Here is a 22039-nt window from a genome sequence, read left to right on the forward strand (position 1 = left end):
GCCAGGCTCATGCGGGAACGCGCGCGAACACGGTGTCGATGGCCGCCGGCAGATCCGCGAACCGCTCCACCATCAGATCCGCGCCGGCCGCCAGCAGGGCGCCGGGTTCATGATAGCCCCAGCCGACCGCGATGGCGAAGGCGCCGGCCGCCTTGGCCATCTCCATGTCGTAAGTGGTATCGCCCACCACCACGGTAAAGGCTGGCTCCGCCCCCATCTCGGCCATCGCCTGGAGCACCATGGCGGGATGGGGCTTGGAGGGCGCGTCGTCGGCCGTCTGGATGGTGGCGAACCAGCCCTCCATCGCATGGCCGGTCAGCACGCGCCGCACGCCGCGCCGCGCCTTGCCCGTCACCATGCCCAAATGCAGGTCGGCGCGGGTACGCAGCACTTCCAGCGTCTCGCGCGCGCCGGGATAGAGCGGCTCGGTGGGCGCGGCTTCGCGCTGCGTGCGGTAGGTGGAGCGATAGGCCGCCTCCAGCGCGACCGCGGGGAAATCCACGGCCCCACGAGACAGCACCGCGAAGGTCTCGGGCAGCGACAGGCCGACCACGGAGAGCATCTCTTCCCGCGTCGGCGGGGTCACGCCGCATGAAACGAAGGCCGCACTCATGGCTTCGACGATGGCATGCTGGCTGTCCACCAGCGTGCCATCGCAATCGAACAGGATGAGAGAGGGAAGCCGGTCTTCGGGCATCATTTCTGGGTCAGCTTGTCGGTGGCGAGATCATAGGTCCAGGATATGGCGTTGGGATCGAGAAATTGAATGGTCTTGAAGCCGCGCTGCTTGCACTGGCGCGGAAATGGACCGGAGGCGATCAGTTCCACGGCGGTCTTGGCGGGAAAATTGAACTTGATGGCGATGGTCGTCGCTTCCGGCCCGCTGGTAGTGACCTGAAGATCGAGCCCGTTCTGGACGAAATTGTCCTGGGTGGTCTTTGCGAACGCGCGCCGGGTCGGTTCGTCCGCCGTCGGCTGCGGCACGCCCGGACGAGCGGTGGGCAAGGCGGCCTCCGCTTCCGGTGCGCTGGACGGAGCGGACGCCGACGGTAAGAGCTGGGGGGCCACAAGCTGAGGAGCCACGAGCTGGGGAGCCACGAGCTGGGATTCGGGCATCGCGGGGGCCGAACTTGCCGAGGCAGATGCCGTTGGCGCGGGAGCCGGTGCTGGCTGGGCCGGCGCGGATGCCGGCGCACTCGCTTCCTGCCCCGTGCCGTCCGGCGGGGGGCTCAGCATGATCCACACGCCGGCACCCGCCAGCAGCGCGACCAGAACGCCCGCGGCGCCGACAATAAGAGGAAGCATCGAGCGGCGCTGCGGCAGGACGGCACCGCATTCGGCGCATTCATGTGCGTGGGGATGCGTCGGTGCTCCGCAGCCGGGACACAAGTCTGGCTGTCGGCTCATGCGTCGTCTCCGTAACTCGATTGGATGGCGCGCCCCCGGCATCCATGTAGCGCGGTTTGTCCGCAGGGGAAACCTGCCCGGCCGCAGCTGGGCGGCCCAGCACGAATGCCAAGCCGCCGCACGGCGCGTCCGGATTAGGCTTCGGGCGCTTCCAGGATCGGATCATATTGCGTGGCGTCGAGGCCCAGCACCGCCCAGGACTGGGCCATGTGGGGCGGCAGAGGCGCCGAGACATCGATCACGCCGGTGCCACGCGGATGGGGAATCACGATGCGGCGCGCCAGCAGATGCAGCTTGTTTTGCATCCCGCCGGGAAATTCCCAATTCTCGATGTTGAAATATTTCGGATCGCCGACGATGGGATGGCCAATGTGCGCCATGTGCGCCCGCAACTGATGGGTGCGGCCGGTGACCGGCTTCAGTGAGAGCCAGGACATCTTCTGCGCAGCCTGGTCCACCACCGCATAATAGGTCAGCGCGTGGCTCGCCTCGTCCTCGCCATGGCGGGCGACGCGCATGCGCTCCTCGCTCTCCTCGCGGGCGAGATAGGTGGAGATGCGCCCCTGCCGGGGCTTCGGCACGCCCGGCACCAGCGCCCAATAAATCTTGCGCGCCTCCCGCGAGCGGAAGCTCTTGGTGAGGATGGACGCCGCAAGCCGGGTCTTGGCGATCAGCAGGCAGCCGGCGGTGTCCTTGTCGATGCGGTGGACGAGGCGCGGCTTCTGCCCGTCGCGGTCGCGCATGGAATCGAGCATGCCGTCGACATGGCGATAGGTGCCCGAACCGCCCTGGACCGCGAGGCCCATGGGCTTGTTCAGCACCATCACATCCTTGTCCTCATAGAGGATCATGGCCTTCAGCGCGGTGAGATCTTCATTCTCGCGGCGGGCAGCGGCAGCAATCACGCCGCGCGGCGCGGCCGGGCGCTCACCCGCCTCGCCACCTGGTGCGGCGGCCCGCGCCGCCTCATCGGCCGCATCCACCGGCTCAATCCCATCGGCATCCACGCCGAGCGGCGGAATGCGCACGCCCTGGCCCGGATCCAGGCGCGTGGAGGTCTTCACGCGCCCGCCATCCACGCGCACCTGTCCGGTTCGCACCAGCTTTTGGAGATGGCCGAACGACAGGTCCGGGAAATGGGCCTTGAACCAGCGGTCGAGGCGCATCCCGGCCTCGTCCGCACTCACCTGCTTTACCTCGACCGCCATGGGTCACATCCTCGAAACGGTCGGAACTTGCGCGCAGATTTACGCGTCCCGCGCCCGTCTGTCACGTAAGGGCGCGCATGAGTGCCATGCCAGCGGTCACGGCGAGGATGCACAGCACCAGCGAGCCGATGGCATAGATCGCCGCATGCCCCCAGACGCCACGCTCCATCAGCAGGGCGAATTCCAGGGAAAACGTGGAAAAGGTGGTAAATCCGCCCAGGACCCCGGTGGTCAGGAACAGGCGCGTGGGCTGCGACCAGCTCACCCCGGACCTCATGGCGAACCATATGGTCGCCAGCCCCATGATGAAGCATCCCAGCACGTTGATGAACATCGTGACATAGGGAAACTCCACCATTCCCAGCAGGCGCATGCCCGCCAGATTGAAAAGATGGCGCATCAGGCCGCCCAGGCCCGCCCCGACGAAGACCAGAAGAGCGGGAATCATGGCTGCACCTGCAAGACTGAGGGACCCGCTTCGTCTTAGCGGTCCCTGCCGCCCCGCATCAAGGGTGCGCACCGGGATTTTTGCATTGCAGTACATGCCCCGGCGTCACGGTTCCCCGCGCTCCGCCCGCAATCGCGCCCAATAGTCCATGCGCTTCTTGATCTCGCGCTCGAAGCCGCGCTCCACCGGGTGGAAGAAGCTCTGCCGCCCCAGTTGCTCGGGGAAATAATTCTGCCCCGAGAACGCATCGGGCTCATCATGGTCGTAGCGATAGCCCTTGCCGTAGCCTTCGCCCTTCATGAGCTTTGTGGGGGCATTGAGGATATGTTTCGGCGGCACAAGGGAACCGCCGGCCTTTGCGGTGCGCATGGCCGCCGACCAAGCCTTGTAGACCGAATTGGATTTCGGCGCGGTGGCCAGATAGACGGCGGCCTCGGCAAGGGCAAGCTCCCCTTCCGGCGAGCCGAGGAAGTCGTAGGCGTCCTTCGCCGCGCTGGTCACCACGAGCGCCTGCGGATCGGCGAGCCCGATATCCTCCACCGCCATGCGCACCAACCGGCGGGCGAGGAACAGCGGGCTTTCGCCGGCATCCAGCATGCGGGCCAGATAATAGAGCGTCGCGTCGGGATCCGAGCCACGCACCGATTTGTGCAGGGCCGAGATGAGGTTGTAATGCCCGTCCTCGCTCTTGTCGTAGATCGGCGCGCGGCGCTGCACCACGTCCTGAAGGGCGGCGGTATCGAACACCTCGTCAGGGCGCGCGGCGCGCCAGACCTCCTCGGCGAGCGTCAGCGCGGCGCGACCGTCGCCGTCCGCCATGCGGGCGAGTGCGTCCCGCGCCTCGGCGTCGAGCGGCAAGGGGCGACCTTCCACCTCCTCCGCACGGACCAGCAGGCGCGCGATGGCCCCCTCGTCCAGGGCGCGAAACACCAGCACCCGCGCCCGCGAAAGCAAAGCGGCGTTCAGCTCGAAGGAGGGGTTTTCCGTGGTGGCGCCCACCAGGGTCACCGTGCCGTCCTCCATCACAGGCAGGAAACTGTCCTGCTGCGCGCGATTGAAGCGGTGGATCTCGTCCACGAACAGCAGCGTGCCCCGCCCAGTCGCCCGGCGATGGCGGGCCTGTTCGAACACCTTCTTCAGATCGGCGACGCCCGAGAAAATGGCTGATATCTGCTCGAAATGCAGGTCCGTGGCATGGGCCAGCAGCCGCGCCACGGTGGTCTTGCCTGTGCCGGGCGGCCCCCACAGGATGAGCGAGCCGAGCGAACGGCCCTCCAGCATGCGCGTCAGCACGCCGTCGGGACCGACCAGATGGTCCTGCCCCACGACATCCGCGATCTTCTCGGGGCGCAGGCGATCCGCCAGGGGGCGTGGCGCCCCCTGTTCCAGTCCGGCCGCTTCAAACAAGGTCGCCATGAACCGCCCCGGATCCCGTCCGCGCTCAGCCGCCGATCACGGCATTGATGACGCGCCCGCGGCGCGCCACGCTCACCTGCCAGGCACGCATCGGGGCGCGCGTGGCCTGCTCCAGATCGGCGGTGCGGGCAATCTTCGCACCATTGACCGCTAGGATCACGTCGCCCGGGCGGAAGCCGGCGGCGGCGGCAGGGGAATTCTCCGCCACGTCGGCAACGACGACGCCAGTATCGTCCACATCCACCCGCATCTCTTCCGCTACGGCGGGAGACACATTCACCACACGCGCGCCGGCAAAGGGCGAGCGGCCGCGCAACACGATCTCCTCACGCGGCACGCTTTCCGGCGCCGGCTCCAACGCGACCTTCACCTGTGTCTCGCGGCCCTGCCGGCTGAGGGTGAAGGTGACCGTACCACCTATTGGCCGGGTGGCGAAGCGATAGCCCAGCGATTCGGGGTCATCGACCCCCTGCCCTTCCACCGCGACGATCAGGTCTCCGGTCTTGATTCCCGCCTTGGCGGCAGGGCTCGCGGCCAGCACGCTTTGTACCAGAACGCCGGTCGGCCGGGCGATGCCGAGCCCCTCGGCGATCTCCGGCGTCACGCGCTGGAGCTTGGCCCCGAGCCAGGGCCGGCGGACCGTGGCGGAGCCGGCCTTCGCGGATTCAAGCACCACCCGCACCATATTGGTGGGAATGGCAAAGCCGATGCCGTGCGATCCGCCGGACCGCGAATAGATCGCCGTATTAATGCCGATCAGCCGCCCGGCCATGTCCACCAGCGCACCGCCGGAATTGCCCGGATTGATCGCCGCATCGGTCTGGATGAAGAACTGATAATCCGACACGCCCACCTGCGTGCGTGCGAGCGCGGAGACGATGCCCTGCGTCACCGTCTGGCCGACGCCGAACGGATCGCCGATCGCCAGCACCAGGTCGCCGACGGCAAGATCGTCGGAATTGCCGAGCTCCAGGCTCGCATAGCTCTTCTGATCGCCCTTGATGCGCAGCACCGCGAGATCCGTGCGCGGGTCGCTGAGCAACAGCTCGGCATCGAACTCGCGCTTGTCATTGAGCGCGATGCGGATCTGGTCCGCCCCCTGGATCACATGGTGATTGGTAACCACGAGGCCGCTCGGATCGACGATGACGCCTGAGCCCAGCGAACGCTGCATCCGCTCCGGTCCGCCGAGGCCAGGGGCATCACCGCCCTGTCCGCCGCCGAAAAAGCGCCGGAAGAAAGGATCGTCAAAGAACGGATTGGTGCGCGGCGCGCTCTTCAGCGCGTAAACATTTACAACCGCCGGCGCCGTGCGCGCCACAACCGGCGCAAAACTGAGGGTGATTTCGCTGCGCGTGACCGGCACCTGCGCGCGCTGCGTCTGGCTCGCGGCCGGCGCGGTTTGGGCGTGCGCGTCTCCCACCGCGGCGAGCGCCAAGAGGCCAAGCACGCCCGCACAGGCGAGCAAAGTTCGCATCCGCACCTGCCGGAACGCCAGCGTCTGCGCCCAGGGTTTCAGCTGAAAAAAGTGGGAGATGCCAGAAGCCATGAGCCACCTTAGGTCCGCACCGCACCAAACGGCGCCGCATGCCACATATAGAGCCTGCCTGAAACGAAAGAAGGGCGACCTAGCGGCCGCCCTTCCAAAACGTTTGGAAACCGAGACAGATCCAACCTCAGGCGGCGGCGGCCTCGGCCGCCGTGCGCGCGTGATCGGAAGCACCCTTGGCGTCCACGTCGCGATCGACGAACTCGATCACCGCAACCGGGGTCGAGTCGCCATAGCGGAAGCCTGCCTTGACGATGCGGGTATAGCCACCCGGACGCGCCTGATAGCGGGGCGCGATCACGTCGAACAGCTTCTTCACCACCGCGACGTCGCGCAGCTCGGCGATGGCCTGACGGCGCGCGTGCAGATCGCCGCGACGGGCGAGCGTGACGAGCTTTTCCACCACCGGGCGAAGATCCTTCGCCTTGGGCAGGGTGGTGACGATCTGCTCATGGGTGATGAGCGCCGCGCTGAGATTCATGAACATCGCCTTGCGATGTTCCCAGGTGCGGTTGAACTTGCGATGTACCTTGCCGTGACGCATGACGGCGAACTCCTAAAATCCGACGGCGTTTCGAGCCGGCTTATGGTTGAGCGGCTCGAGCCGCGTATGGAAAGCTCAGTAATGATCTTCGAAGCGCTTCGCCAGCTCTTCGATGTTTTCAGGCGGCCAGCCCGGCACTTCCATGCCGAGATGCAGACCCATGGAAGCCAGGACTTCCTTGATCTCGTTCAACGACTTGCGCCCGAAGTTCGGCGTGCGGAGCATCTCCGTCTCGCTCTTCTGGATCAGGTCGCCGATATAGACGATGTTGTCGTTCTTCAGGCAGTTCGCCGAACGCACCGAAAGCTCCAGCTCGTCCACCTTCTTCAGCAGCGCCGGGTTGAAGGGCAGCTCCTGGATGGCGGTGGATTCGCTCTCGCGCTTGGGCTCTTCGAAGTTCACGAAGATCTCAAGCTGGTCCTGCAGGATTCGCGCGGCATAAGCCAGTGCATCCTCCGCAGAAATGGACCCGTCGGTCTCGATCTGCATGGTCAGCTTGTCATAGTCGAGGATCTGACCCTCACGGGTGTTCTCGACCTTGTAGGAGACCTTGCGGACCGGCGAATACAGGCTGTCGATGGGGATGAGCCCGATGGGCGCATCTTCCGGCCGATTGCGGTCTGCCGCCACATAGCCCTTGCCGGTGTCGATGGTGAACTCCATGCGCAGCTCGGCGCCGTCATCCAGCGTGCAGATGACGAGGTGCGGATTGAGCACCTGGATGTCGCCCACGGTCTGGATGTCGCCAGCGGTCAACACGCCGGGGCCGGTCTTCTTCGCAACCAGACGCTTGGGGCCTTCGCCCTGCATCTTGATGGCGATGTCCTTGATGTTGAGAATGATGTCGGTCACATCCTCGCGGACGCCGGGGATCGACGAAAACTCGTGCAGCACGCCGTCGATATGCACCGAGGTCACTGCCGCGCCCTGGAGCGACGACAGCAGGATGCGCCGCAGCGAATTGCCGAGGGTCATGCCGAAGCCGCGCTCCAGCGGCTCGGCCACGACAGTGGCGAGGCGCTTGGGATCGCGGCCCGCCGTGACCTGCAACTTCTCGGGCTTGATCAGTTCTTGCCAGTTCTTCTGAATCACTTGCGTCACCTTGCCTTCTCACCGGGCCGCTGCACTCAGGTGCGATCTCTGACCGCGAGGCGCCGACCCGTCCCGTATGCGGGGGGAGGAACCGGGCAGAAGGCTCGCCGACCGGGCCGGCGAGCCAATGGAACGCTCAGACGCGCCGGCGCTTGCGCGGACGGCAACCGTTATGCGGGATCGGGGTCACGTCCCGGATCGAGGTCACCATGAAGCCAGCGGCCTGAAGGGCGCGCAGGGCGGACTCACGTCCCGAACCGGGACCGGAGACTTCCACTTCCAGGGTGCGCATGCCGTGCTCAGCAGCCTTGCGGGCCGCGTCTTCGGCGGCAACCTGCGCGGCGTACGGGGTGGACTTGCGCGAGCCCTTGAAGCCCATGGCACCGGCGGACGACCAAGAAATGGTGTTTCCCTGCGCGTCGGTGATGGTGATCATGGTGTTGTTGAACGAGGCGTTCACATGCGCGACGCCGGAGGCGATGTTCTTGCGCTCACGACGTTTAACGCGGGTAGCTTCCTTGGCCATCTGTACTTTGATCCTTCAGGCGCGCCCGTAACACCAGGCGCTCGGGACGGGTGCTCCCTCATGGGAGCGGGTCGAGCGAAACACAAAAAGGAAGGCCGGCGCACCGGCCTCCCCACTGCACCTAGGCGCAGATCACTTCTTCTTGCCGGCGATCGCCTTCGCCGGACCCTTGCGGGTGCGGGCGTTGGTGTGGGTGCGCTGGCCGCGCACCGGCAGGCCGCGACGATGGCGCAGGCCGCGGTAGCAACCGAGGTCCATCAGGCGCTTGATGTTCATCGACACTTCGCGGCGCAGGTCGCCTTCCACGATATAATCGCGGTCGATGGTCTCGCGGATCTGAAGCACTTCCTGATCGGTGAGCTGGTTCACGCGGCGTTCGGCCGGGATGTTCACCTTGGTCACGATCTCCTCGGCCTTCTTCGCGCCGATGCCGTGGATGTACTGAAGCGCGATGATCACGCGCTTGTTGGTCGGAATGTTGACGCCAGCGATACGAGCCACGTGTCTCTCCATGTGGACCGCCTACAGATGCAGGCGGTGTCTCCGCGTCCGGTGGAGGCCGGCCCATGCGGAGATAAAACAAAACCCGCACGTCCCACGTCGCCAAAAGCGGCGCGGGCAGCACGGATGCCGGATGAAGGGAGCGCTGATACACGCTTATGTGGGAGACGTCAAGTCACGCCTCCCAGCCGGTTCCCGTCAGACCGTTTCGAGCACCTCGGAGATGGCCTTCGTCACCTCGTCGATGGGCCGCATGCCGTCGATCTGCTGCAACTGGCCGCGCGCAGCGTAATAAGGCGCGACGATCGCAGTGTCACGGTTGTACGCCTCCAGCCGATGGCGGAACACGTCCGGATCGTCATCCTTGCGCACCGGCTCGCCGCGCGCCTTGGTCTCTTCGGCCCGGCGCATGATTCGATCCGTCAGCAGAGCCTGATCCACCACCAGTTCGATCACCGCATCGAGCTTCAGGCCCTTGTCGGCAAGCATGTGATCGAGCGCCTCGGCCTGGGCGACCGTGCGCGGGAAGCCGTCGAGGATGAACCCCTTCTGCGCGTCCGCATGCTCCAGCCGCTCGGCGATGATACCGATGACCACGTCGTCCGACACCAGGCCGCCCGCTTCCATCACCGCCTTGGCCTTCAGCCCCACCGGCGTTTCAGCAGCCACGGCGGCACGCAGCATGTCGCCGGTGGAGAGCTGGACGATCCCGTGACGGGCCACCAGTCGCTGGGCTTGAGTCCCCTTCCCCGCCCCGGGAGGTCCCAGCAGAATCAATCTCATTTCCGTCTCCCCCCACGCAGCTTGGCCTTCTTAACCAGTCCTTCGTACTGGTGGGCCAAGAGGTGTCCCTGTATCTGAGATACGGTGTCCATCGTGACGCTAACCACGATCAACAACGACGTCCCTCCGAAATAGAACGGAACGGCCGCGTAGGAAATGAGCAGTTCGGGGAAGAGACACACTGCCGCAATGTATGCGGCGCCGACGACAGTGATTCGGGTCAACACATAGTCGATATATTCGGCGGTCCGCTCACCCGGGCGGATGCCGGGAATGAAGCCGCCGTGCTTCTTCAGATTGTCCGCAGTCTCCACCGGATTGAACACGATCGCGGTGTAGAAGAAACAGAAGAACACGATCAGCGCGACATAGAAGACCATATACAGTGGGCGGCCGTGGCCCAGCTGCGTGGTGACGACGCCGAGCCATTCCGGACCCGAACCCTGCATGAAGCTCGCGATGGTCGTGGGGATCAGCAGCAAAGAAGAGGCGAAAATCGGCGGAATCACACCCGAAGTGTTCAACTTCAGCGGCAGATGCGAGGATTGGCCCTCATAGAGGCGATTGCCCACCTGGCGCTTGGGATATTGCACCAGCAACCGCCGCTGAGCCCGCTCCATGAACACGATGAAAGCGATCAGGCCGATGACCATCACCAGCACAAGCAGGATGATGGGGGTCGAAATCGCGCCCTGCCGGCCGAGTTCCAGGGTGCGGACGAAAGCGCCCGGAAGTTCTGCAACAATGCCCGCAAAGATGATCAGAGACGTGCCGTTGCCGATGCCGCGAGACGTGATCTGCTCACCAAGCCACATCAAGAACATCGTTCCGCCGGTCAGCGTGATCACGGTCGAAATCCGGAAGAAGAGCCCCGGATCCTGCACCACCGAACCCGAGCTTTCGAGACCGACGGAAATGCCATAGGCCTGGAACAGCGCCAGAACCACCGTGAGGTAGCGGGTATATTGGTTGATCTGCTTGCGGCCGCTCTCGCCCTCTTTCTTCAGCGCTTCCAGTGTCGGCGAGACGGTGGTCAGCAGCTGAATGATAATCGAAGCGGAGATATACGGCATGATGTTCAGCGCGAAGATCGCCATGCGCTCGACGGCACCGCCGGAGAACATGTTGAACAGGCCGAGAATGCCATTCTGCGCGCCGTGAAAGACTTGCGAGAGCGCATCGGGATTGATCCCCGGGAGGGGGATATAGGTTCCAAGGCGATACACCAGAAGGGCGCCGAGGGTGAACCAGATGCGCTTTTTCAGCTCCTCGGCCTTGCCGAGAGCACCGAAATTCAGGTTCGCTGCGAGTTGTTCCGCCGCCGAGACCATGCCTTGCTCCGCTTGGGCCATCCGCGTGGGAACGGCCTATCCATGAGAAGCGGGAGCGCGCGGCGTCAGGGCGAGAGCCGGCACGCACCGCATCTTTCCATCGGTCATACCCGCACTCGCCGCGGCAGACCATTGGCGAGATGACGCGCCGGGCCTACGCGATGAGGCGGAACGACCGCCTCTAATTTCGGCCCCATGCCCGGTGGGGCCTTAAATTCTTGAAACGAAATGATTTTTTAACACACCGCACAGGCAACGACGGCGAAGCAGCCCTGCCCCGCCGTCATCAGAAATCACGCAGCTTCTACCGCAACCGCAGACATGGTGACCGAGCCACCCGCCTTTTCGATCGCCTCAACCGCCGACTTGGTGGCATAGGCCACCTCAAGCGAAACCTTCGCCTTCAGTTCGCCCGACCCCAGCACGCGCACGCCATCCTTGGCACGGCGGATGACGCCAGCAGCCACCAGCGCCGCCGAATCGATTGTCGCGTTCGCATCGAGCTTTCCAGCGTCGATGGCGGTCTGCAACCGGCCCAGCGACACTTCGTTAAAGTCGAGGGCGAAGATGTTGTGGAAGCCCCGCTTCGGCAGGCGACGATGCAACGGCATCTGGCCGCCCTCGAAGCCCTTGATCGCAACGCCGGTACGGGCCTTCTGACCCTTGACGCCGCGACCAGCGGTCTTGCCCTTACCGGAGCCGATGCCCCGGCCGACGCGCATGCGCTTCTTGCGCGCGCCGACATTGTCTCTGATCTCGTCGAGCTTCATCTGATGGCCCTCACTCGCCCTCGACCACGCGGACGAGATGGCCGACCTTCGCGATCATGCCGCGCACGGCCGGCGTATCCTGGAGAGTGGAGCGGCGATGCCGCTTGTTCAGGCCGAGGCCGACCAAAGTCGCCTCCTGCGAGAACGGACGGCGGATCGGCGAGCCGATCTGCTCCACGGTTACGGTCTTGGCGGTCGAAGCCGCCGTCTTTTCGGTCGCCTTAGCCATGGCGCGCTCCTAATGGTTGCTGCCTGGCTCAGTCCGTCGCTTCCGCGTCTTCGACGCGGCGGCGGGACTGAAGCTGCGACACCTTGATACCCCGGCGCGAAGCGACGGAGCGCGGGCTGTCCTGATTGACCAGGGCGTCAAACGTGGCGCGCACCATGTTGTAGGGGTTGGAAGACCCGAACGACTTGGCGACGACATCGTGGATGCCGAGCGTCTCGAACACAGCGCGCATCGGGCCGCCGGCGATGATGCCGGTACCAGCCGGGGCGGCGCGCAGGATGACCTTGCCCGCACCGTGATGCCCATGCACGTCGTGATGCAGGGTCCGGCCTTCGCGCAGCGGCACGCGGATCAACGCGCGCTTGGCGCTTTCCGTGGCCTTGCGGATGGCTTCAGGCACTTCACGCGCCTTGCCATGACCGAACCCGACGCGACCCTTCTGGTCGCCGACGATAACCAGGGCGGCGAAACCGAAGCGCCGTCCGCCCTTCACAACCTTCGCGACACGATTGATGTGGACCAGCTTGTCCACGAACGTGTTGTCACGATCCTCGCGATCTCCGCGGTGTTCCCGTTCACGGGCCATTTCGCTACGTCCTTCGCGTCAGAACTGAAGGCCGCCTTCGCGGGCGCCCTCAGCGAGCGCCTTGACGCGCCCATGATAGATGTATGCGCCACGGTCGAACACGACCGCGGTCACGCCCTTCGCCGCCGCACGCTCAGCAACCAGCTTGCCGATGGCCTTGGCGGCCTCGGTGTCTGCGCCGGTCTTCAGGGTGCCGCGCAGGTCCTTTTCGAGGCTGGAGGCGGCCGCTACGGTCTCGCCCTTCGCATCGTCGATGATCTGCGCATAGATGTGCTGCGAGGTGCGGTGCACCGACAGGCGGGGACGCCCGTTGGCCGCAACGCGAATCGCACGGCGCACCTTGGCCTTGCGGCGCGCCAGCGCCTCCAAATCCTTAGCCATGGTTCGCCTCCGTTACTTCTTCTTGCCTTCCTTGCGGAAGATGAATTCGCCTGCGTATTTGACGCCCTTGCCCTTGTAGGGTTCGGGGCCGCGGAACTCGCGGATCTCGGCAGCGACCTGACCGACCTTCTGCTTGTCCATGCCCGAAACCAACACTTCCGTGGGCTTCGGGGTCACGATCTGGATCCCTTCGGGGATCGCATAGATCACGTCATGGCTATAGCCGAGCGACAGGTTCAGGTTCTTGCCGGCAGCCGCGGCCTTGTAGCCGACGCCGGTGATTTCGAGCTTCTTCTCGAAACCCTTCGTCACGCCTTCGACGAGGTTGGCGACCAGCGTGCGGGACATGCCCCACATCGCCCGATGCCGCTGCGTCTCGCCGCGCATGGAGACTTGCAGTTCGGCGCCGTTCAGCTCCGCCAGCACTTCTTCCACGAGAGTCAATTCGAGGGCGCCCTTGGGGCCCTTCACCTTCACCGTCTGACCGTCCACGCTGACATTGACGCCGGCGGGAATGGCGACGGGATGCTTGCCGATCTTCGACATGTTTCTCTCCGTCGCTCGCTCAGAACACCGTGCAGAGCACTTCGCCGCCGACATTCTTGTCGCGGGCGTCGTGATCAGCCATCACGCCCTGGGGCGTGGAAACAACTGCGATGCCGAGACCGTTCGCAACGCGCGGAAGGGTCTTGACGGACGCATAGACCCGGCGGCCCGGCTTGGAGACGCGCTTAATCTCGCGGATCACCGGCTGGCCGTCGAAATACTTCAGCTCGATCTCGAACTCTGTCCGGCCGTTGCCGTGATCGGTCGAGGTATAGCCGCGGATGTACCCTTCGTCGCGGAGCACGTCGAGCAGGCTGGCGCGCAGGCGCGAACCGGGCGTCGAGGTCTTCTCCTTGCGCCGCATCTGGGCGTTGCGGATACGGGTGATCAGATCGCTGATGGGATCGTTGATGGACATGAGCCTCTCCTCACCAGCTCGACTTCACGAGGCCCGGGACAAGTCCCTGGGACCCGAGTTCGCGCAGCGCGATACGGCTCATCTTGAGCTTGCGGTAAAACGCGCGGGGGCGGCCAGTGACTTCGCACCGGTTGCGCACGCGGATCTGCGCGGAATTCCGCGGCATCTGCGCGAGCTTGAGGGTGGCGGCAAACCGCTCCTCGATCGGCAGGGTCTTGTCGTTCACGATCGCCTTCAGACCCGCGCGCTTGCCGGCCAAGCTCTTGGAGAGCCTGCGGCGACGCTCGTTTGTCTCGATCGCGCTCTTCTTCGCCATGTCTTGCTCCTGTTCTCCGCGTCTGAAGAGGCCAAAACCCCTCCACAGCCGGAAAATCACAACCTTCTCTTGATTTGAGAGGGAAACGCGCCCGGCAGGAATATCCCGACCCAAGCGCGAATCGCCTCTTCTATACCGTCACTGGCGGAAGGGGAAGTCGAAAGCGCGCAGCAGGGCCCGCGCCTCATCGTCCGTCTTTGCCGTCGTGCACACGATGATGTCCATGCCCCAGATCTGCTCGACCTGGTCATAGTTGATCTCGGGGAACACGATGTGTTCCTTGATGCCCATGGCATAATTGCCGCGGCCATCGAAGCTCTTGGGGTTCAGACCACGAAAGTCACGAACGCGTGGCAGCGCGATCGTCACGAGCCGGTCCAGGAACTCAAACATGCGCACCTTGCGAAGGGTGACCTTCGCGCCGACCGGCTGGTTTTCGCGCAGCTTGAAGTTCGAGATCGCCTTGCGGGCCCGCGTCACAACCGGCTTCTGTCCGGCGATGCGCGCGAGATCCGCGGCGGCGGTCGTCACCTTCTTGGTGTCGGCAGTGGCTTCGCCAACGCCCATGTTGATGACGATCTTCTCGATCGTCGGAACCTGCAGCGGGTTCTTATAGCCGAACTGCTCGATCAGCTTCGGGCGCACGACTTCGTCGTAGTGCGTACGTAGCCGGGGGGTATAACTCACCTCAGCCATCGATCCTCTCCCCGGAACGCTTGGCCACGCGGACCTTCGTCCCGTCTTCCAGCACCTGGAAGCCGACGCGGGTCGGCTTGCCATCCTTGGGGTCGGCGACCGCAAGGTTGGACAGATGGACGGGCGCCTCCTTGGAGATGATCCCGCCTTCCTTGTCCGCTGTCTGGCGCTGGTGGCGCTTGACGATATTGACGCCACGGACGAGCGCACGCTCCTCCTTCGGCATCACTTGAATGACCTCGCCGGAGCGACCCTTGTCGCGGCCGATGAGAACGACGACCTTGTCGCCCTTTTTGATCTTCGCCGCCATCACAGCACCTCCGGCGCCAGCGAGATGATCTTCATGTGGTTCTTGGCGCGGAGTTCGCGCGGAACCGGTCCGAAGATACGAGTGCCCACCGGCTCTTTCTGATTGTTGATCAGCACGGCCGCATTGCGGTCGAAGCGGATCACAGAACCATCGACGCGGCGAATGTCCTTGGCCGTGCGCACCACGACGGCCTTCATGACATCGCCCTTCTTAACGCGGCCACGCGGAATGGCTTCCTTGACTGACACCACGATGATGTCGCCAACGTGAGCATACTTCCTCTTGGACCCGCCTAGCACCTTGATGCACATGACGCGACGCGCGCCGGAATTGTCCGCCACGTCGAGATTGGTCTGCATCTGGATCATGACGCACCTGTTCTCGTCATCCAGCGCCGCCGGCAAGCCGGCATTGCCCGTTCCACATACCGTGCCCGCTCATCGGTACACGGTTCTCACTGCGATGCGGTCTCCACTCAGTCCAGACGTCCCGAACTCGACGGACCCAGCATCGGAGCGCTTCGTTACTAGACCTCGGCCCGCTTCTCACCCTGGATCACGATCCAGTTCTTCAGCTTAGACAGAGGCCGATGCTCTTCGATCCACACGATATCGCCCACGTGATACGAATTCTCCGCATCATGCGCGTGATACTTCTTGGACCGACGAACGGTCTTCTTCAGCAGCGGGTGAGTGAAGCGACGCTCCACCCGGACCACCACCGTCTTGTCCTGCTTGTCGCTTACCACGACGCCTTGGAGCACGCGCTTCGGCATCGTTCCCTCACTTCGCCTTCGACGCGGCCGCGCCGCGCTTGGTGGTCTGCACGGTCTTGACCCGCGCGATGTCGCGACGGATCTCCTTGGACCGCGCCGTGTTCTCCAGCTGACCCGTCGCCTTTTGGAAGCGCAGGTTGAACTGTTCCTTCTTCAGCTTCAGCAGCTCATCGGCGAGCTGATCGGGGCTGAGGGCCCGAACGTCCTCGGCTTTCATGAGCCTCTCCTCACTCGGCGATGCGCTGAATGAAGCGCGTCTTGATGGGCAGTTTCGCGGCGGCGAGCGTGAGAGCCTCACGGGCCGTCTCGACGCTGACACCGTCGATTTCGAACATGATGCGGCCGGGCTTGATCTTGGCCGCCCAATATTCAGGAGCGCCCTTGCCCTTACCCATACGAACTTCGGTGGGCTTGGAGGTCACGGGCACATCGGGGAAAACGCGGATCCACACGCGACCGGCACGTTTCATGTGACGGGTGAGTGCGCGACGCGCGGCTTCGATCTGGCGGGCCGTCACGCGCTCGGGCTCGAGCGCCTTCAGGCCGAATTCGCCGAAATTCAGTTCCGTGCCGCCCTTAGCGACGCCGTGAATGCGTCCCTTGAACTGCTTGCGGAATTTCGTGCGCTTGGGTTGCAGCATGGCTTATCGCCTTTCTCTCTGCTCGAGCGTCAGGCGGCGTCGCGATCGCGGTCGCGACCATGGTCGCGATCACGTTCACGCCGGGGCGGACGCCCGCTCGGGCCGTCACTCTCGGCCAGGCGCTTGTCCTGGGCCATGGGATCGTGCTCGAGGATTTCACCCTTGAAGATCCACACCTTCACGCCGCACGTCCCGTAGGTCGTGAAGGCCGTGGCGGTGCCGTAATCCACATCGGCGCGCAGGGTGTGCAGCGGCACACGACCTTCGCGATACCATTCCAGGCGCGCGATCTCAGCTCCGCCGAGACGGCCGGAGCAGTTGATGCGGATGCCTTCGGCGCCGAGACGCATCGCCGACTGAACGGCGCGCTTCATGGCGCGGCGGAACGCAACGCGGCGCTCCAGCTGCTGGGCGATGGATTCAGCCACCAACCGCGCATCGATTTCCGGCTTGCGGATTTCGACGATGTTGATGAAGACCTCCGACTTGGTCATGTCGGCAACCTTCTTGCGAAGCTTGTCGATGTCGGCGCCCTTCTTGCCGATCACCACGCCCGGGCGGGCGGAATGAATCGTCACGCGGCACTTCTTGTGCGGACGCTCGATGACAACCTTGGACACCGCGGCCTGCTTAAGAAGCTTGAACAGCATCTTGCGGATCTTGATGTCCTCGTGGAGCAGCTGGCCGTATTCGCCCTTGTTGGCGAACCAGCGGCTGTCCCACGTGCGGTTGATGCCGAGCCGCAGCCCGATCGGATTGACCTTCTGACCCATCAGGCCCGCTCCTCAACTTCACGCACCACGATGGTGATCTGCGCGAACGGCTTCTCGATGCGCGAGGCACGACCGCGCGCCCGCGGCGAGAACCGCTTCATCACCAGGCCCTTGCCCACATGCGCTTCGGCAACGATCAGATCGTCGACGTCCAGCTCGTGGTTGTTCTCGGCATTGGCGATCGCGCTCTCGAGGCACTTCTTCACATCGCGGGCGATCCGCTTGCGAGAGAACTCAAGATCGGCGAGCGCCGTCGCCACCTTCTTGCCGCGGATCAGACCCGCGACGAGGTTCAGCTTCTGGGGGGAGACACGCAGATTGCGCGCAACCGCCTTGGCTTCATTGTCCGCGAGAGCGCGGGGCTTTGCCTGCTTACCCATGGCCTATCACCGCCGCTTCGACTTCTTGTCGGCCGCATGCCCGTAATAGGTACGGGTCGGCGAGAATTCGCCGAACTTGTGGCCGACCATGTCTTCCGACACATAAACGGGGACGTGCTTCTGGCCGTTATAAACGCCGAAAGTAAGGCCCACGAACTGGGGGAGGATCGTGGAGCGACGGCTCCAGATCTTAATCGTATCGTTGCGACCCGAAGCACGCGCGGTGTCTGCCTTCTTGAGCAGATAGCCGTCGACGAACGGGCCCTTCCAAATCGCTCTTGACATAAGTCAGGCCCTCACTTCTTCCGCTTGTGACGGCTGGTCACGATGAACCGATCCGTCGCCTTGTTGTTGCGGGTCTTCTTGCCTTTGGTCGGGAGGCCCCACGGGGTGACCGGATGACGGCCGCCCGAGGTACGTCCTTCACCACCGCCGTGGGGGTGATCGACCGGGTTCATGGTCACGCCGCGGTTATGCGGCTTGCGTCCGAGCCAGCGGTTACGACCCGCCTTGCCCAGAGAGATGTTCATGTGGTCCGGGTTCGAAACCGCACCCACCGTCGCGTAGCACGCGCCGTGCACCAAGCGCTGCTCGCCCGAGTTCAGGCGAACGATCACATAACCGTGGTCGCGGCCGACGATCTGCGCATAGGCGCCAGCGGAACGGGCCATCTGGCCGCCCTTGCCGATCTTCAGCTCGACATTGTGCACGATCGTCCCGACCGGCAGGTTCGACAGCGGCCCGGCATTGCCCGGCTTCACGTCCACCTGCTCGCCGGCGATCACGCTGTCGCCCACCGCCAGGCGCTGCGGCGCCAGGATATAAGCCAGATCACCGTCTTCGTACTTGACCAGGGCGATGAAGGCCGAACGGTTGGGATCGTATTCGATCCGCTCCACCACGGCCGCCATGTCGCGCTTGGTGCGCTTGAAGTCCACCAGACGATAGGTCTGCTTATGGCCGCCGCCACGGAAGCGAACCGTGATGCGACCGTTATTGTTGCGGCCACCCGAGGAGCTCTTGCCCTCGGTCAGCGTCTTCACCGGCTTGCCCTTGTAGAGGCCGGAGCGGTCCACGATCACGAGCTGGCGGAGGCTCGGCGTGACCGGCTTGAAATGCTTCAGCGCCATGGTCTTATTCCCGTCCCTCTGCTCACAGGCCCGTGGTGACGTCGATGGTTTGGCCCTCTTCGAGGGTCACGACCGCCTTCTTCACGTCGGACTGCACACCTTTGCGGCCTTTGAAGATCTTCACCTTGCCCTTGCGGACCAGAGTGTTGACGCTCTTCACCTTCACGTCGAACAGCTTCTCCACCGCCTCCTTGATCTGAGGCTTGGTGGCGGTGCGGGCGACCTTGAAGACGACCTTGTTGAATTCGCTCGCCGCCGTCGCCTTCTCGGTGATGACGGGAGACAGGATCACGTCGTAATGACGTGGCTCGATGTTCCGCTGCGGGCTCATTTGAAGCGCGCCTCCAGCGCGTCCACGGCTGCCTTGGTCAGGACCAGGGTGTCACGCCGCAGGATGTCGTAAACATTGATGCCCTGGATCGGCAGCACGTCCACGTAGGGGAGGTTGCGCGCCGCCATGGCGACGTTCGCCTCCACTTCGGAGCCGTCCACGATCAGCACCGAAGCCCAACCGAGCTTCGCGAACTGTTCCTTCAGGGCCTTGGTCTTGGGGTCGGTCAGCGACATGTGGTCGAGAACGACGATCTGCTCCGCCTTCGCCTTGGACGAAAGCGCATGCTTCAGCGCCAGGGCGCGCACCTTCTTCGGCAGGTCGATGGCGTGGGACCGCACGACCGGACCGAAGGCGCGGCCGCCGCCACGGAACTGCGGCGCAGACGCCGCACCGTGACGCGCATTGCCCGTGCCCTTCTGCTTATAGAGCTTCTTGGACGTGCGGTTGATTTCCGAACGACCCTTCGTGCGATGCGTACCGGCCTGGCGGCGCGACAGCTGCCAGGTGACACACCGATGCAGGATATCCGCACGGGGTTCGAGACCGAAAATCTCGTCCGAGAGCGTCACCGAACCTGCGTCGGCACCATCGAGCGTCTTGACGGCGATTTCCATCACACGCCCTCCCCGTTCGTCGCTTCAGCCTGCACCTCGGCCGCGCCGCCATTGCCGTCGCGCAGCTTGAACGCGCCGGGCTTGGGGGCTTCGGTGGGCAGACGCTTCTTCACCGCATCACGCACCGTGATCCAGCCGCCGGCGTGGCCGGGAACCGCACCTTCGACCGCGATCAGGCCGCGCTCGACGTCGGTCATCACGACCTTGAGGTTCTGGGTGGTGACGGTGACGTCGCCCATATGCCCCGGCATCTTCTTGTTCTTGAAGGTCTTGCCGGGATCCTGGCGACCACCGGTCGAACCGATGGAGCGATGCGAAATCGACACACCGTGGGTGGCCCGCAGACCACCGAAATTGTGCCGCTTCATACCGCCGGCAAAGCCCTTGCCGATGGTGGTGCCAGTGACATCCACATACTGGCCCACAACGAAGTGGTCAGCAGTGATCTCGGCACCGACCGGGATGAGGCCTTCGGCATCCACGCGGAATTCCGCGAGCTTGCGCTTGGGCTCCACCTCGGCCACCGCAAAGTGGCCCCGCTCGGCGCGGGTGGTGTTCTTCGGCTTGCGACGGCCAGCACCGAGCTGAACCGCGACATATCCGTTGCTATCGAGCGTGCGGTGGGCAACCACCTGGCAGCTCTCAACTTTCAGCACAGTGACCGGGACATGTTCACCAGCATCCGTAAAGATGCGTGTCATGCCGACCTTCTGGGCGATGACGCCTGACCGCATGGTCGTGTCTCCTCGCCTCACTTCAGAGCTTGATTTCGACGTCAACGCCGGCGGCGAGGTCGAGCTTCATCAGCGCGTCCACCGTCTGGGGCGTCGGATCGACAATATCGAGCAACCGCTTGTGAGTACGCATCTCAAACTGCTCGCGCGACTTCTTATCGACGTGCGGAGACCGGTTGACGGTGAACTTCTCGATCCGCGTCGGCAGCGGAATCGGGCCGCGCACCTGCGCGCCCGTGCGCTTGGCCGTGGCGACGATCTCGCGTGTTGACGCATCGAGGATGCGATGATCGAACGCCTTCAGGCGGATTCGAATGTTCTGGCCGTTCATGGCTCTAGGGCTCCACGAAAGAGGGACGCATGGGCGAACCACGCGCCCCCGTTCAAACTTCTATTTCACTCGATGATGGAAGCGACGACGCCAGCGCCGACGGTCCGGCCACCTTCACGGATGGCGAAGCGCAGCTTCTCCTCCATGGCGATGGGGACGATCAGGGCCACGTCCATCGAAACATTGTCCCCGGGCATCACCATTTCGGTGCCCTCGGGAAGCGTGCAGATGCCCGTCACGTCCGTCGTGCGGAAGTAGAACTGCGGGCGGTAGTTGGTGAAGAACGGCGTATGACGGCCGCCTTCTTCCTTCGTCAGGATATAGGCTTCGGCCTTGAACTTCGTGTGCGGCTTCACCGAACCCGGCTTGCACACGACTTGGCCGCGCTCCACGTCCTCGCGCTTGGTGCCGCGCACCAGGATGCCCACGTTGTCGCCCGCCTGCCCCTGGTCCAGAAGCTTGCGGAACATTTCAACGCCGGTCACCGTCGTCTTGGTGGTCGGGCGGATGCCGACGATCTCGACTTCCTCGCCCACCTTGATGATCCCGCGCTCGACGCGACCCGTCACAACCGTGCCGCGGCCAGAGATCGAGAACACGTCCTCGATCGGCATCAGGAACGGCAGGTCAACCGGACGCTCCGGCTGCGGGATGTAGCTGTCGACGGCCGCCATCAGCTTCAGCACCGCGTCATGGCCGAGCTCGGGAGACTTGCCCTCGAGCGCCATCAGCGCCGAACCGTGGATGATCGGGATGTCGTCGCCCGGGAAATCATACTTCGACAGAAGCTCGCGCACTTCCATCTCCACGAGCTCCAGAAGCTCGGGATCGTCGACCATGTCGCACTTGTTCAGGAACACCACCAGGGCGGGCACGCCCACCTGACGGGCCAGAAGGATGTGCTCGCGGGTCTGCGGCATCGGGCCGTCGGCCGCCGAAACCACCAGGATCGCGCCGTCCATCTGCGCCGCGCCGGTGATCATGTTCTTCACATAATCGGCGTGGCCCGGGCAATCCACGTGCGCATAATGGCGGTTCGTGGTCTCATATTCCACGTGCGCCGTGGAAATCGTGATGCCGCGCGCCTTCTCTTCCGGCGCCTTGTCGATCTGGTCGTACGCCGTGAACGTCGCGCCGCCCGCTTCCGCGAGCACCTTCGTGATCGCGGCCGTCAGCGACGTCTTGCCATGGTCAACGTGACCGATCGTGCCGATGTTGCAGTGCGGCTTGTTGCGTTCAAATTTTGCTTTGGCCATGGGACTCTCCGTTG

34 protein-coding genes are annotated in these 22039 nt (G+C 64.2%); all 34 read right to left on the minus strand.

The features are described 5' to 3' along the window. Positions 1–7: 7 nt before the first annotated feature. The 34 genes from V5G24_RS12715 to tuf all read right to left on the minus strand — a co-directional run bounded on the left by V5G24_RS12715 (position 8) and on the right by tuf (position 22025). Positions 8–700, minus strand: a complete 693-nt coding sequence (locus V5G24_RS12715) for an HAD-IA family hydrolase (RefSeq protein ID WP_394082159.1) — start codon at positions 698–700, stop codon at positions 8–10. After that, entirely contained in the window at positions 697–1005 is a 309-nt protein-coding gene (locus V5G24_RS12720; RefSeq protein ID WP_394082157.1) for a hypothetical protein, read from the minus strand. Before V5G24_RS12720 ends, V5G24_RS12715 begins: the two co-directional genes overlap by 4 nt. A 536-nt stretch (positions 1006–1541) precedes the next feature. Then, a complete protein-coding gene (locus tag V5G24_RS12725) occupies positions 1542–2615 on the minus strand; it encodes an RluA family pseudouridine synthase (protein ID WP_394082155.1) in 1074 nt (357 codons plus the stop codon). Between the two features lie 61 nt (positions 2616–2676). Further along, the gene (gene crcB / locus V5G24_RS12730; protein ID WP_394082153.1) at positions 2677–3063 is read right to left on the minus strand and encodes a fluoride efflux transporter CrcB; all 387 of its coding nucleotides are present in this window, start codon (positions 3061–3063) and stop codon (positions 2677–2679) included. Positions 3064–3168: 105 nt separating this feature from the next. Further along, positions 3169–4479: a replication-associated recombination protein A gene (locus V5G24_RS12735; protein WP_394082151.1), complete on the minus strand. Its 1311-nt coding sequence runs from the start codon at positions 4477–4479 to the stop codon at positions 3169–3171. A gap of 25 nt (positions 4480–4504) precedes the next feature. Beyond that, complete coding sequence (locus V5G24_RS12740) at positions 4505–5956, minus strand: Do family serine endopeptidase (RefSeq protein WP_394083058.1); 1452 nt, start codon at positions 5954–5956, stop codon at positions 4505–4507. A 199-nt stretch (positions 5957–6155) separates the two neighbouring features. Beyond that, positions 6156–6572, minus strand: coding sequence for a 50S ribosomal protein L17 (rplQ, locus tag V5G24_RS12745; RefSeq protein WP_348845072.1), 417 nt, complete (start codon positions 6570–6572; stop codon positions 6156–6158). Between the two features lie 75 nt (positions 6573–6647). Continuing rightward, complete coding sequence (locus tag V5G24_RS12750; RefSeq protein WP_394044992.1) at positions 6648–7673, minus strand: DNA-directed RNA polymerase subunit alpha; 1026 nt, start codon at positions 7671–7673, stop codon at positions 6648–6650. 127 nt (positions 7674–7800) lie between these two features. Beyond that, complete coding sequence (gene rpsK, locus V5G24_RS12755; protein ID WP_348845071.1) at positions 7801–8190, minus strand: 30S ribosomal protein S11; 390 nt, start codon at positions 8188–8190, stop codon at positions 7801–7803. Between the two features lie 132 nt (positions 8191–8322). Next, the gene (gene rpsM, locus V5G24_RS12760) at positions 8323–8691 is read right to left on the minus strand and encodes a 30S ribosomal protein S13 (protein ID WP_348845283.1); all 369 of its coding nucleotides are present in this window, start codon (positions 8689–8691) and stop codon (positions 8323–8325) included. A gap of 198 nt (positions 8692–8889) precedes the next feature. After that, the gene (locus tag V5G24_RS12765) at positions 8890–9474 is read right to left on the minus strand and encodes an adenylate kinase (protein ID WP_394082149.1); all 585 of its coding nucleotides are present in this window, start codon (positions 9472–9474) and stop codon (positions 8890–8892) included. Further along, positions 9471–10805: a preprotein translocase subunit SecY gene (secY, locus tag V5G24_RS12770; protein ID WP_394082147.1), complete on the minus strand. Its 1335-nt coding sequence runs from the start codon at positions 10803–10805 to the stop codon at positions 9471–9473. The genes V5G24_RS12765 and secY overlap by 4 nt, the downstream gene beginning before the upstream one ends. 293 nt (positions 10806–11098) lie before the next feature. Continuing rightward, positions 11099–11575, minus strand: a complete 477-nt coding sequence (rplO, locus tag V5G24_RS12775; RefSeq protein ID WP_394082145.1) for a 50S ribosomal protein L15 — start codon at positions 11573–11575, stop codon at positions 11099–11101. Positions 11576–11585: 10 nt separating this feature from the next. Then, on the minus strand, positions 11586–11804 hold the full coding sequence (gene rpmD, locus V5G24_RS12780) for a 50S ribosomal protein L30 (RefSeq protein WP_394071622.1): 219 nt from the start codon (positions 11802–11804) through the stop codon (positions 11586–11588). 28 nt (positions 11805–11832) lie between these two features. Next, a complete protein-coding gene (gene rpsE, locus V5G24_RS12785) occupies positions 11833–12390 on the minus strand; it encodes a 30S ribosomal protein S5 (protein ID WP_348845067.1) in 558 nt (185 codons plus the stop codon). Positions 12391–12408: 18 nt separating this feature from the next. Beyond that, entirely contained in the window at positions 12409–12771 is a 363-nt protein-coding gene (gene rplR / locus V5G24_RS12790) for a 50S ribosomal protein L18 (RefSeq protein ID WP_348845066.1), read from the minus strand. A 12-nt stretch (positions 12772–12783) separates the two neighbouring features. Then, a complete protein-coding gene (gene rplF / locus V5G24_RS12795; protein ID WP_394071623.1) occupies positions 12784–13317 on the minus strand; it encodes a 50S ribosomal protein L6 in 534 nt (177 codons plus the stop codon). 19 nt (positions 13318–13336) lie between these two features. Beyond that, positions 13337–13735, minus strand: coding sequence for a 30S ribosomal protein S8 (gene rpsH, locus V5G24_RS12800; protein WP_348845064.1), 399 nt, complete (start codon positions 13733–13735; stop codon positions 13337–13339). 10 nt (positions 13736–13745) lie between these two features. After that, positions 13746–14051 carry a 30S ribosomal protein S14 gene (gene rpsN, locus V5G24_RS12805; protein ID WP_394012591.1) on the minus strand — a complete coding sequence of 102 codons (306 nt, stop codon included), beginning with the start codon at positions 14049–14051 and terminating at the stop codon, positions 13746–13748. Between the two features lie 138 nt (positions 14052–14189). After that, on the minus strand, positions 14190–14747 hold the full coding sequence (rplE, locus tag V5G24_RS12810; RefSeq protein WP_394082143.1) for a 50S ribosomal protein L5: 558 nt from the start codon (positions 14745–14747) through the stop codon (positions 14190–14192). Beyond that, positions 14740–15057, minus strand: a complete 318-nt coding sequence (gene rplX / locus V5G24_RS12815) for a 50S ribosomal protein L24 (protein ID WP_394045008.1) — start codon at positions 15055–15057, stop codon at positions 14740–14742. Before rplX ends, rplE begins: the two co-directional genes overlap by 8 nt. Further along, a complete protein-coding gene (gene rplN / locus V5G24_RS12820) occupies positions 15057–15425 on the minus strand; it encodes a 50S ribosomal protein L14 (protein WP_029006297.1) in 369 nt (122 codons plus the stop codon). The genes rplX and rplN overlap by 1 nt, the downstream gene beginning before the upstream one ends. Before the next feature lie 158 nt (positions 15426–15583). Then, on the minus strand, positions 15584–15832 hold the full coding sequence (gene rpsQ, locus V5G24_RS12825; protein WP_394045010.1) for a 30S ribosomal protein S17: 249 nt from the start codon (positions 15830–15832) through the stop codon (positions 15584–15586). Between the two features lie 7 nt (positions 15833–15839). Continuing rightward, complete coding sequence (gene rpmC, locus V5G24_RS12830) at positions 15840–16049, minus strand: 50S ribosomal protein L29 (protein ID WP_348845059.1); 210 nt, start codon at positions 16047–16049, stop codon at positions 15840–15842. Positions 16050–16059: 10 nt separating this feature from the next. Then, complete coding sequence (gene rplP / locus V5G24_RS12835; protein ID WP_348845058.1) at positions 16060–16473, minus strand: 50S ribosomal protein L16; 414 nt, start codon at positions 16471–16473, stop codon at positions 16060–16062. Between the two features lie 29 nt (positions 16474–16502). Then, positions 16503–17246 carry a 30S ribosomal protein S3 gene (rpsC, locus tag V5G24_RS12840; RefSeq protein WP_394082141.1) on the minus strand — a complete coding sequence of 248 codons (744 nt, stop codon included), beginning with the start codon at positions 17244–17246 and terminating at the stop codon, positions 16503–16505. After that, positions 17246–17626, minus strand: coding sequence for a 50S ribosomal protein L22 (gene rplV / locus V5G24_RS12845; RefSeq protein WP_348845056.1), 381 nt, complete (start codon positions 17624–17626; stop codon positions 17246–17248). Before rplV ends, rpsC begins: the two co-directional genes overlap by 1 nt. Positions 17627–17632: 6 nt before the next feature. Next, positions 17633–17911: a 30S ribosomal protein S19 gene (gene rpsS / locus V5G24_RS12850; RefSeq protein ID WP_209105111.1), complete on the minus strand. Its 279-nt coding sequence runs from the start codon at positions 17909–17911 to the stop codon at positions 17633–17635. A gap of 11 nt (positions 17912–17922) precedes the next feature. After that, positions 17923–18756 (minus strand): 50S ribosomal protein L2, encoded by an 834-nt coding sequence (gene rplB / locus V5G24_RS12855; RefSeq protein ID WP_394082139.1) that lies wholly within the window; start codon positions 18754–18756, stop codon positions 17923–17925. 22 nt (positions 18757–18778) lie between these two features. Further along, positions 18779–19087, minus strand: coding sequence for a 50S ribosomal protein L23 (locus tag V5G24_RS12860; protein ID WP_348845054.1), 309 nt, complete (start codon positions 19085–19087; stop codon positions 18779–18781). Next, entirely contained in the window at positions 19084–19704 is a 621-nt protein-coding gene (gene rplD / locus V5G24_RS12865; RefSeq protein ID WP_394082137.1) for a 50S ribosomal protein L4, read from the minus strand. The genes V5G24_RS12860 and rplD overlap by 4 nt, the downstream gene beginning before the upstream one ends. After that, a complete protein-coding gene (gene rplC / locus V5G24_RS12870) occupies positions 19704–20438 on the minus strand; it encodes a 50S ribosomal protein L3 (RefSeq protein WP_394082135.1) in 735 nt (244 codons plus the stop codon). Before rplC ends, rplD begins: the two co-directional genes overlap by 1 nt. 22 nt (positions 20439–20460) lie before the next feature. Continuing rightward, positions 20461–20769 carry a 30S ribosomal protein S10 gene (gene rpsJ, locus V5G24_RS12875; RefSeq protein ID WP_348845050.1) on the minus strand — a complete coding sequence of 103 codons (309 nt, stop codon included), beginning with the start codon at positions 20767–20769 and terminating at the stop codon, positions 20461–20463. Between the two features lie 65 nt (positions 20770–20834). After that, positions 20835–22025 carry an elongation factor Tu gene (gene tuf, locus V5G24_RS12880; RefSeq protein WP_509292236.1) on the minus strand — a complete coding sequence of 397 codons (1191 nt, stop codon included), beginning with the start codon at positions 22023–22025 and terminating at the stop codon, positions 20835–20837. Positions 22026–22039: the final 14 nt, after the last annotated feature.

This window comes from Roseixanthobacter finlandensis, from assembly GCF_043195105.2.
GTDB lineage: Bacteria > Pseudomonadota > Alphaproteobacteria > Rhizobiales > Xanthobacteraceae > NCEH01.

Excerpts from the sequence above, each read along its gene's own strand:
- crcB (WP_394082153.1), bottom strand. The coding sequence starts at position 3,063 with ATGATTCCCGCTCTTCTGGTCTTCGTCGGGGCGGGCCTGGGCGGCCTG.
- rpsJ (WP_348845050.1), bottom strand. The coding sequence starts at position 20,769 with ATGAACGGCCAGAACATTCGAATCCGCCTGAAGGCGTTCGATCATCGC.
- rplR (WP_348845066.1), bottom strand. The coding sequence starts at position 12,771 with ATGGCTAAGGATTTGGAGGCGCTGGCGCGCCGCAAGGCCAAGGTGCGC.
- V5G24_RS12740 (WP_394083058.1), bottom strand. The coding sequence starts at position 5,956 with ATGCGAACTTTGCTCGCCTGTGCGGGCGTGCTTGGCCTCTTGGCGCTC.
- rpsS (WP_209105111.1), bottom strand. The coding sequence starts at position 17,911 with ATGTCAAGAGCGATTTGGAAGGGCCCGTTCGTCGACGGCTATCTGCTC.
- rplO (WP_394082145.1), bottom strand. The coding sequence starts at position 11,575 with ATGAAGCTCGACGAGATCAGAGACAATGTCGGCGCGCGCAAGAAGCGC.
- rplX (WP_394045008.1), bottom strand. The coding sequence starts at position 15,057 with ATGGCGGCGAAGATCAAAAAGGGCGACAAGGTCGTCGTTCTCATCGGC.
- rpsQ (WP_394045010.1), bottom strand. The coding sequence starts at position 15,832 with ATGCCGAAGCGCGTGCTCCAAGGCGTCGTGGTAAGCGACAAGCAGGAC.
- V5G24_RS12735 (WP_394082151.1), bottom strand. The coding sequence starts at position 4,479 with ATGGCGACCTTGTTTGAAGCGGCCGGACTGGAACAGGGGGCGCCACGC.
- V5G24_RS12765 (WP_394082149.1), bottom strand. The coding sequence starts at position 9,474 with ATGAGATTGATTCTGCTGGGACCTCCCGGGGCGGGGAAGGGGACTCAA.
- rplN (WP_029006297.1), bottom strand. The coding sequence starts at position 15,425 with ATGATCCAGATGCAGACCAATCTCGACGTGGCGGACAATTCCGGCGCG.
- rplF (WP_394071623.1), bottom strand. The coding sequence starts at position 13,317 with ATGTCGAAGATCGGCAAGCATCCCGTCGCCATTCCCGCCGGCGTCAAT.
- rpsC (WP_394082141.1), bottom strand. The coding sequence starts at position 17,246 with ATGGGTCAGAAGGTCAATCCGATCGGGCTGCGGCTCGGCATCAACCGC.
- rpsN (WP_394012591.1), bottom strand. The coding sequence starts at position 14,051 with ATGGCGAAGAAGAGCGCGATCGAGACAAACGAGCGTCGCCGCAGGCTC.
- rpmC (WP_348845059.1), bottom strand. The coding sequence starts at position 16,049 with ATGAAAGCCGAGGACGTTCGGGCCCTCAGCCCCGATCAGCTCGCCGAT.
- rplC (WP_394082135.1), bottom strand. The coding sequence starts at position 20,438 with ATGCGGTCAGGCGTCATCGCCCAGAAGGTCGGCATGACACGCATCTTT.
- rpsE (WP_348845067.1), bottom strand. The coding sequence starts at position 12,390 with ATGGCCCGTGAACGGGAACACCGCGGAGATCGCGAGGATCGTGACAAC.
- rpsK (WP_348845071.1), bottom strand. The coding sequence starts at position 8,190 with ATGGCCAAGGAAGCTACCCGCGTTAAACGTCGTGAGCGCAAGAACATC.
- V5G24_RS12725 (WP_394082155.1), bottom strand. The coding sequence starts at position 2,615 with ATGGCGGTCGAGGTAAAGCAGGTGAGTGCGGACGAGGCCGGGATGCGC.
- rpmD (WP_394071622.1), bottom strand. The coding sequence starts at position 11,804 with ATGGCTAAGGCGACCGAAAAGACGGCGGCTTCGACCGCCAAGACCGTA.
- tuf (WP_509292236.1), bottom strand. The coding sequence starts at position 22,025 with ATGGCCAAAGCAAAATTTGAACGCAACAAGCCGCACTGCAACATCGGC.
- secY (WP_394082147.1), bottom strand. The coding sequence starts at position 10,805 with ATGGTCTCGGCGGCGGAACAACTCGCAGCGAACCTGAATTTCGGTGCT.
- V5G24_RS12860 (WP_348845054.1), bottom strand. The coding sequence starts at position 19,087 with ATGAGCCCGCAGCGGAACATCGAGCCACGTCATTACGACGTGATCCTG.
- rplE (WP_394082143.1), bottom strand. The coding sequence starts at position 14,747 with ATGGCTGAGGTGAGTTATACCCCCCGGCTACGTACGCACTACGACGAA.
- rplD (WP_394082137.1), bottom strand. The coding sequence starts at position 19,704 with ATGGAAATCGCCGTCAAGACGCTCGATGGTGCCGACGCAGGTTCGGTG.
- V5G24_RS12715 (WP_394082159.1), bottom strand. The coding sequence starts at position 700 with ATGATGCCCGAAGACCGGCTTCCCTCTCTCATCCTGTTCGATTGCGAT.
- rpsH (WP_348845064.1), bottom strand. The coding sequence starts at position 13,735 with ATGTCCATCAACGATCCCATCAGCGATCTGATCACCCGTATCCGCAAC.
- rplQ (WP_348845072.1), bottom strand. The coding sequence starts at position 6,572 with ATGCGTCACGGCAAGGTACATCGCAAGTTCAACCGCACCTGGGAACAT.
- rplV (WP_348845056.1), bottom strand. The coding sequence starts at position 17,626 with ATGGGTAAGCAGGCAAAGCCCCGCGCTCTCGCGGACAATGAAGCCAAG.
- rplP (WP_348845058.1), bottom strand. The coding sequence starts at position 16,473 with ATGCTGCAACCCAAGCGCACGAAATTCCGCAAGCAGTTCAAGGGACGC.
- rplB (WP_394082139.1), bottom strand. The coding sequence starts at position 18,756 with ATGGCGCTGAAGCATTTCAAGCCGGTCACGCCGAGCCTCCGCCAGCTC.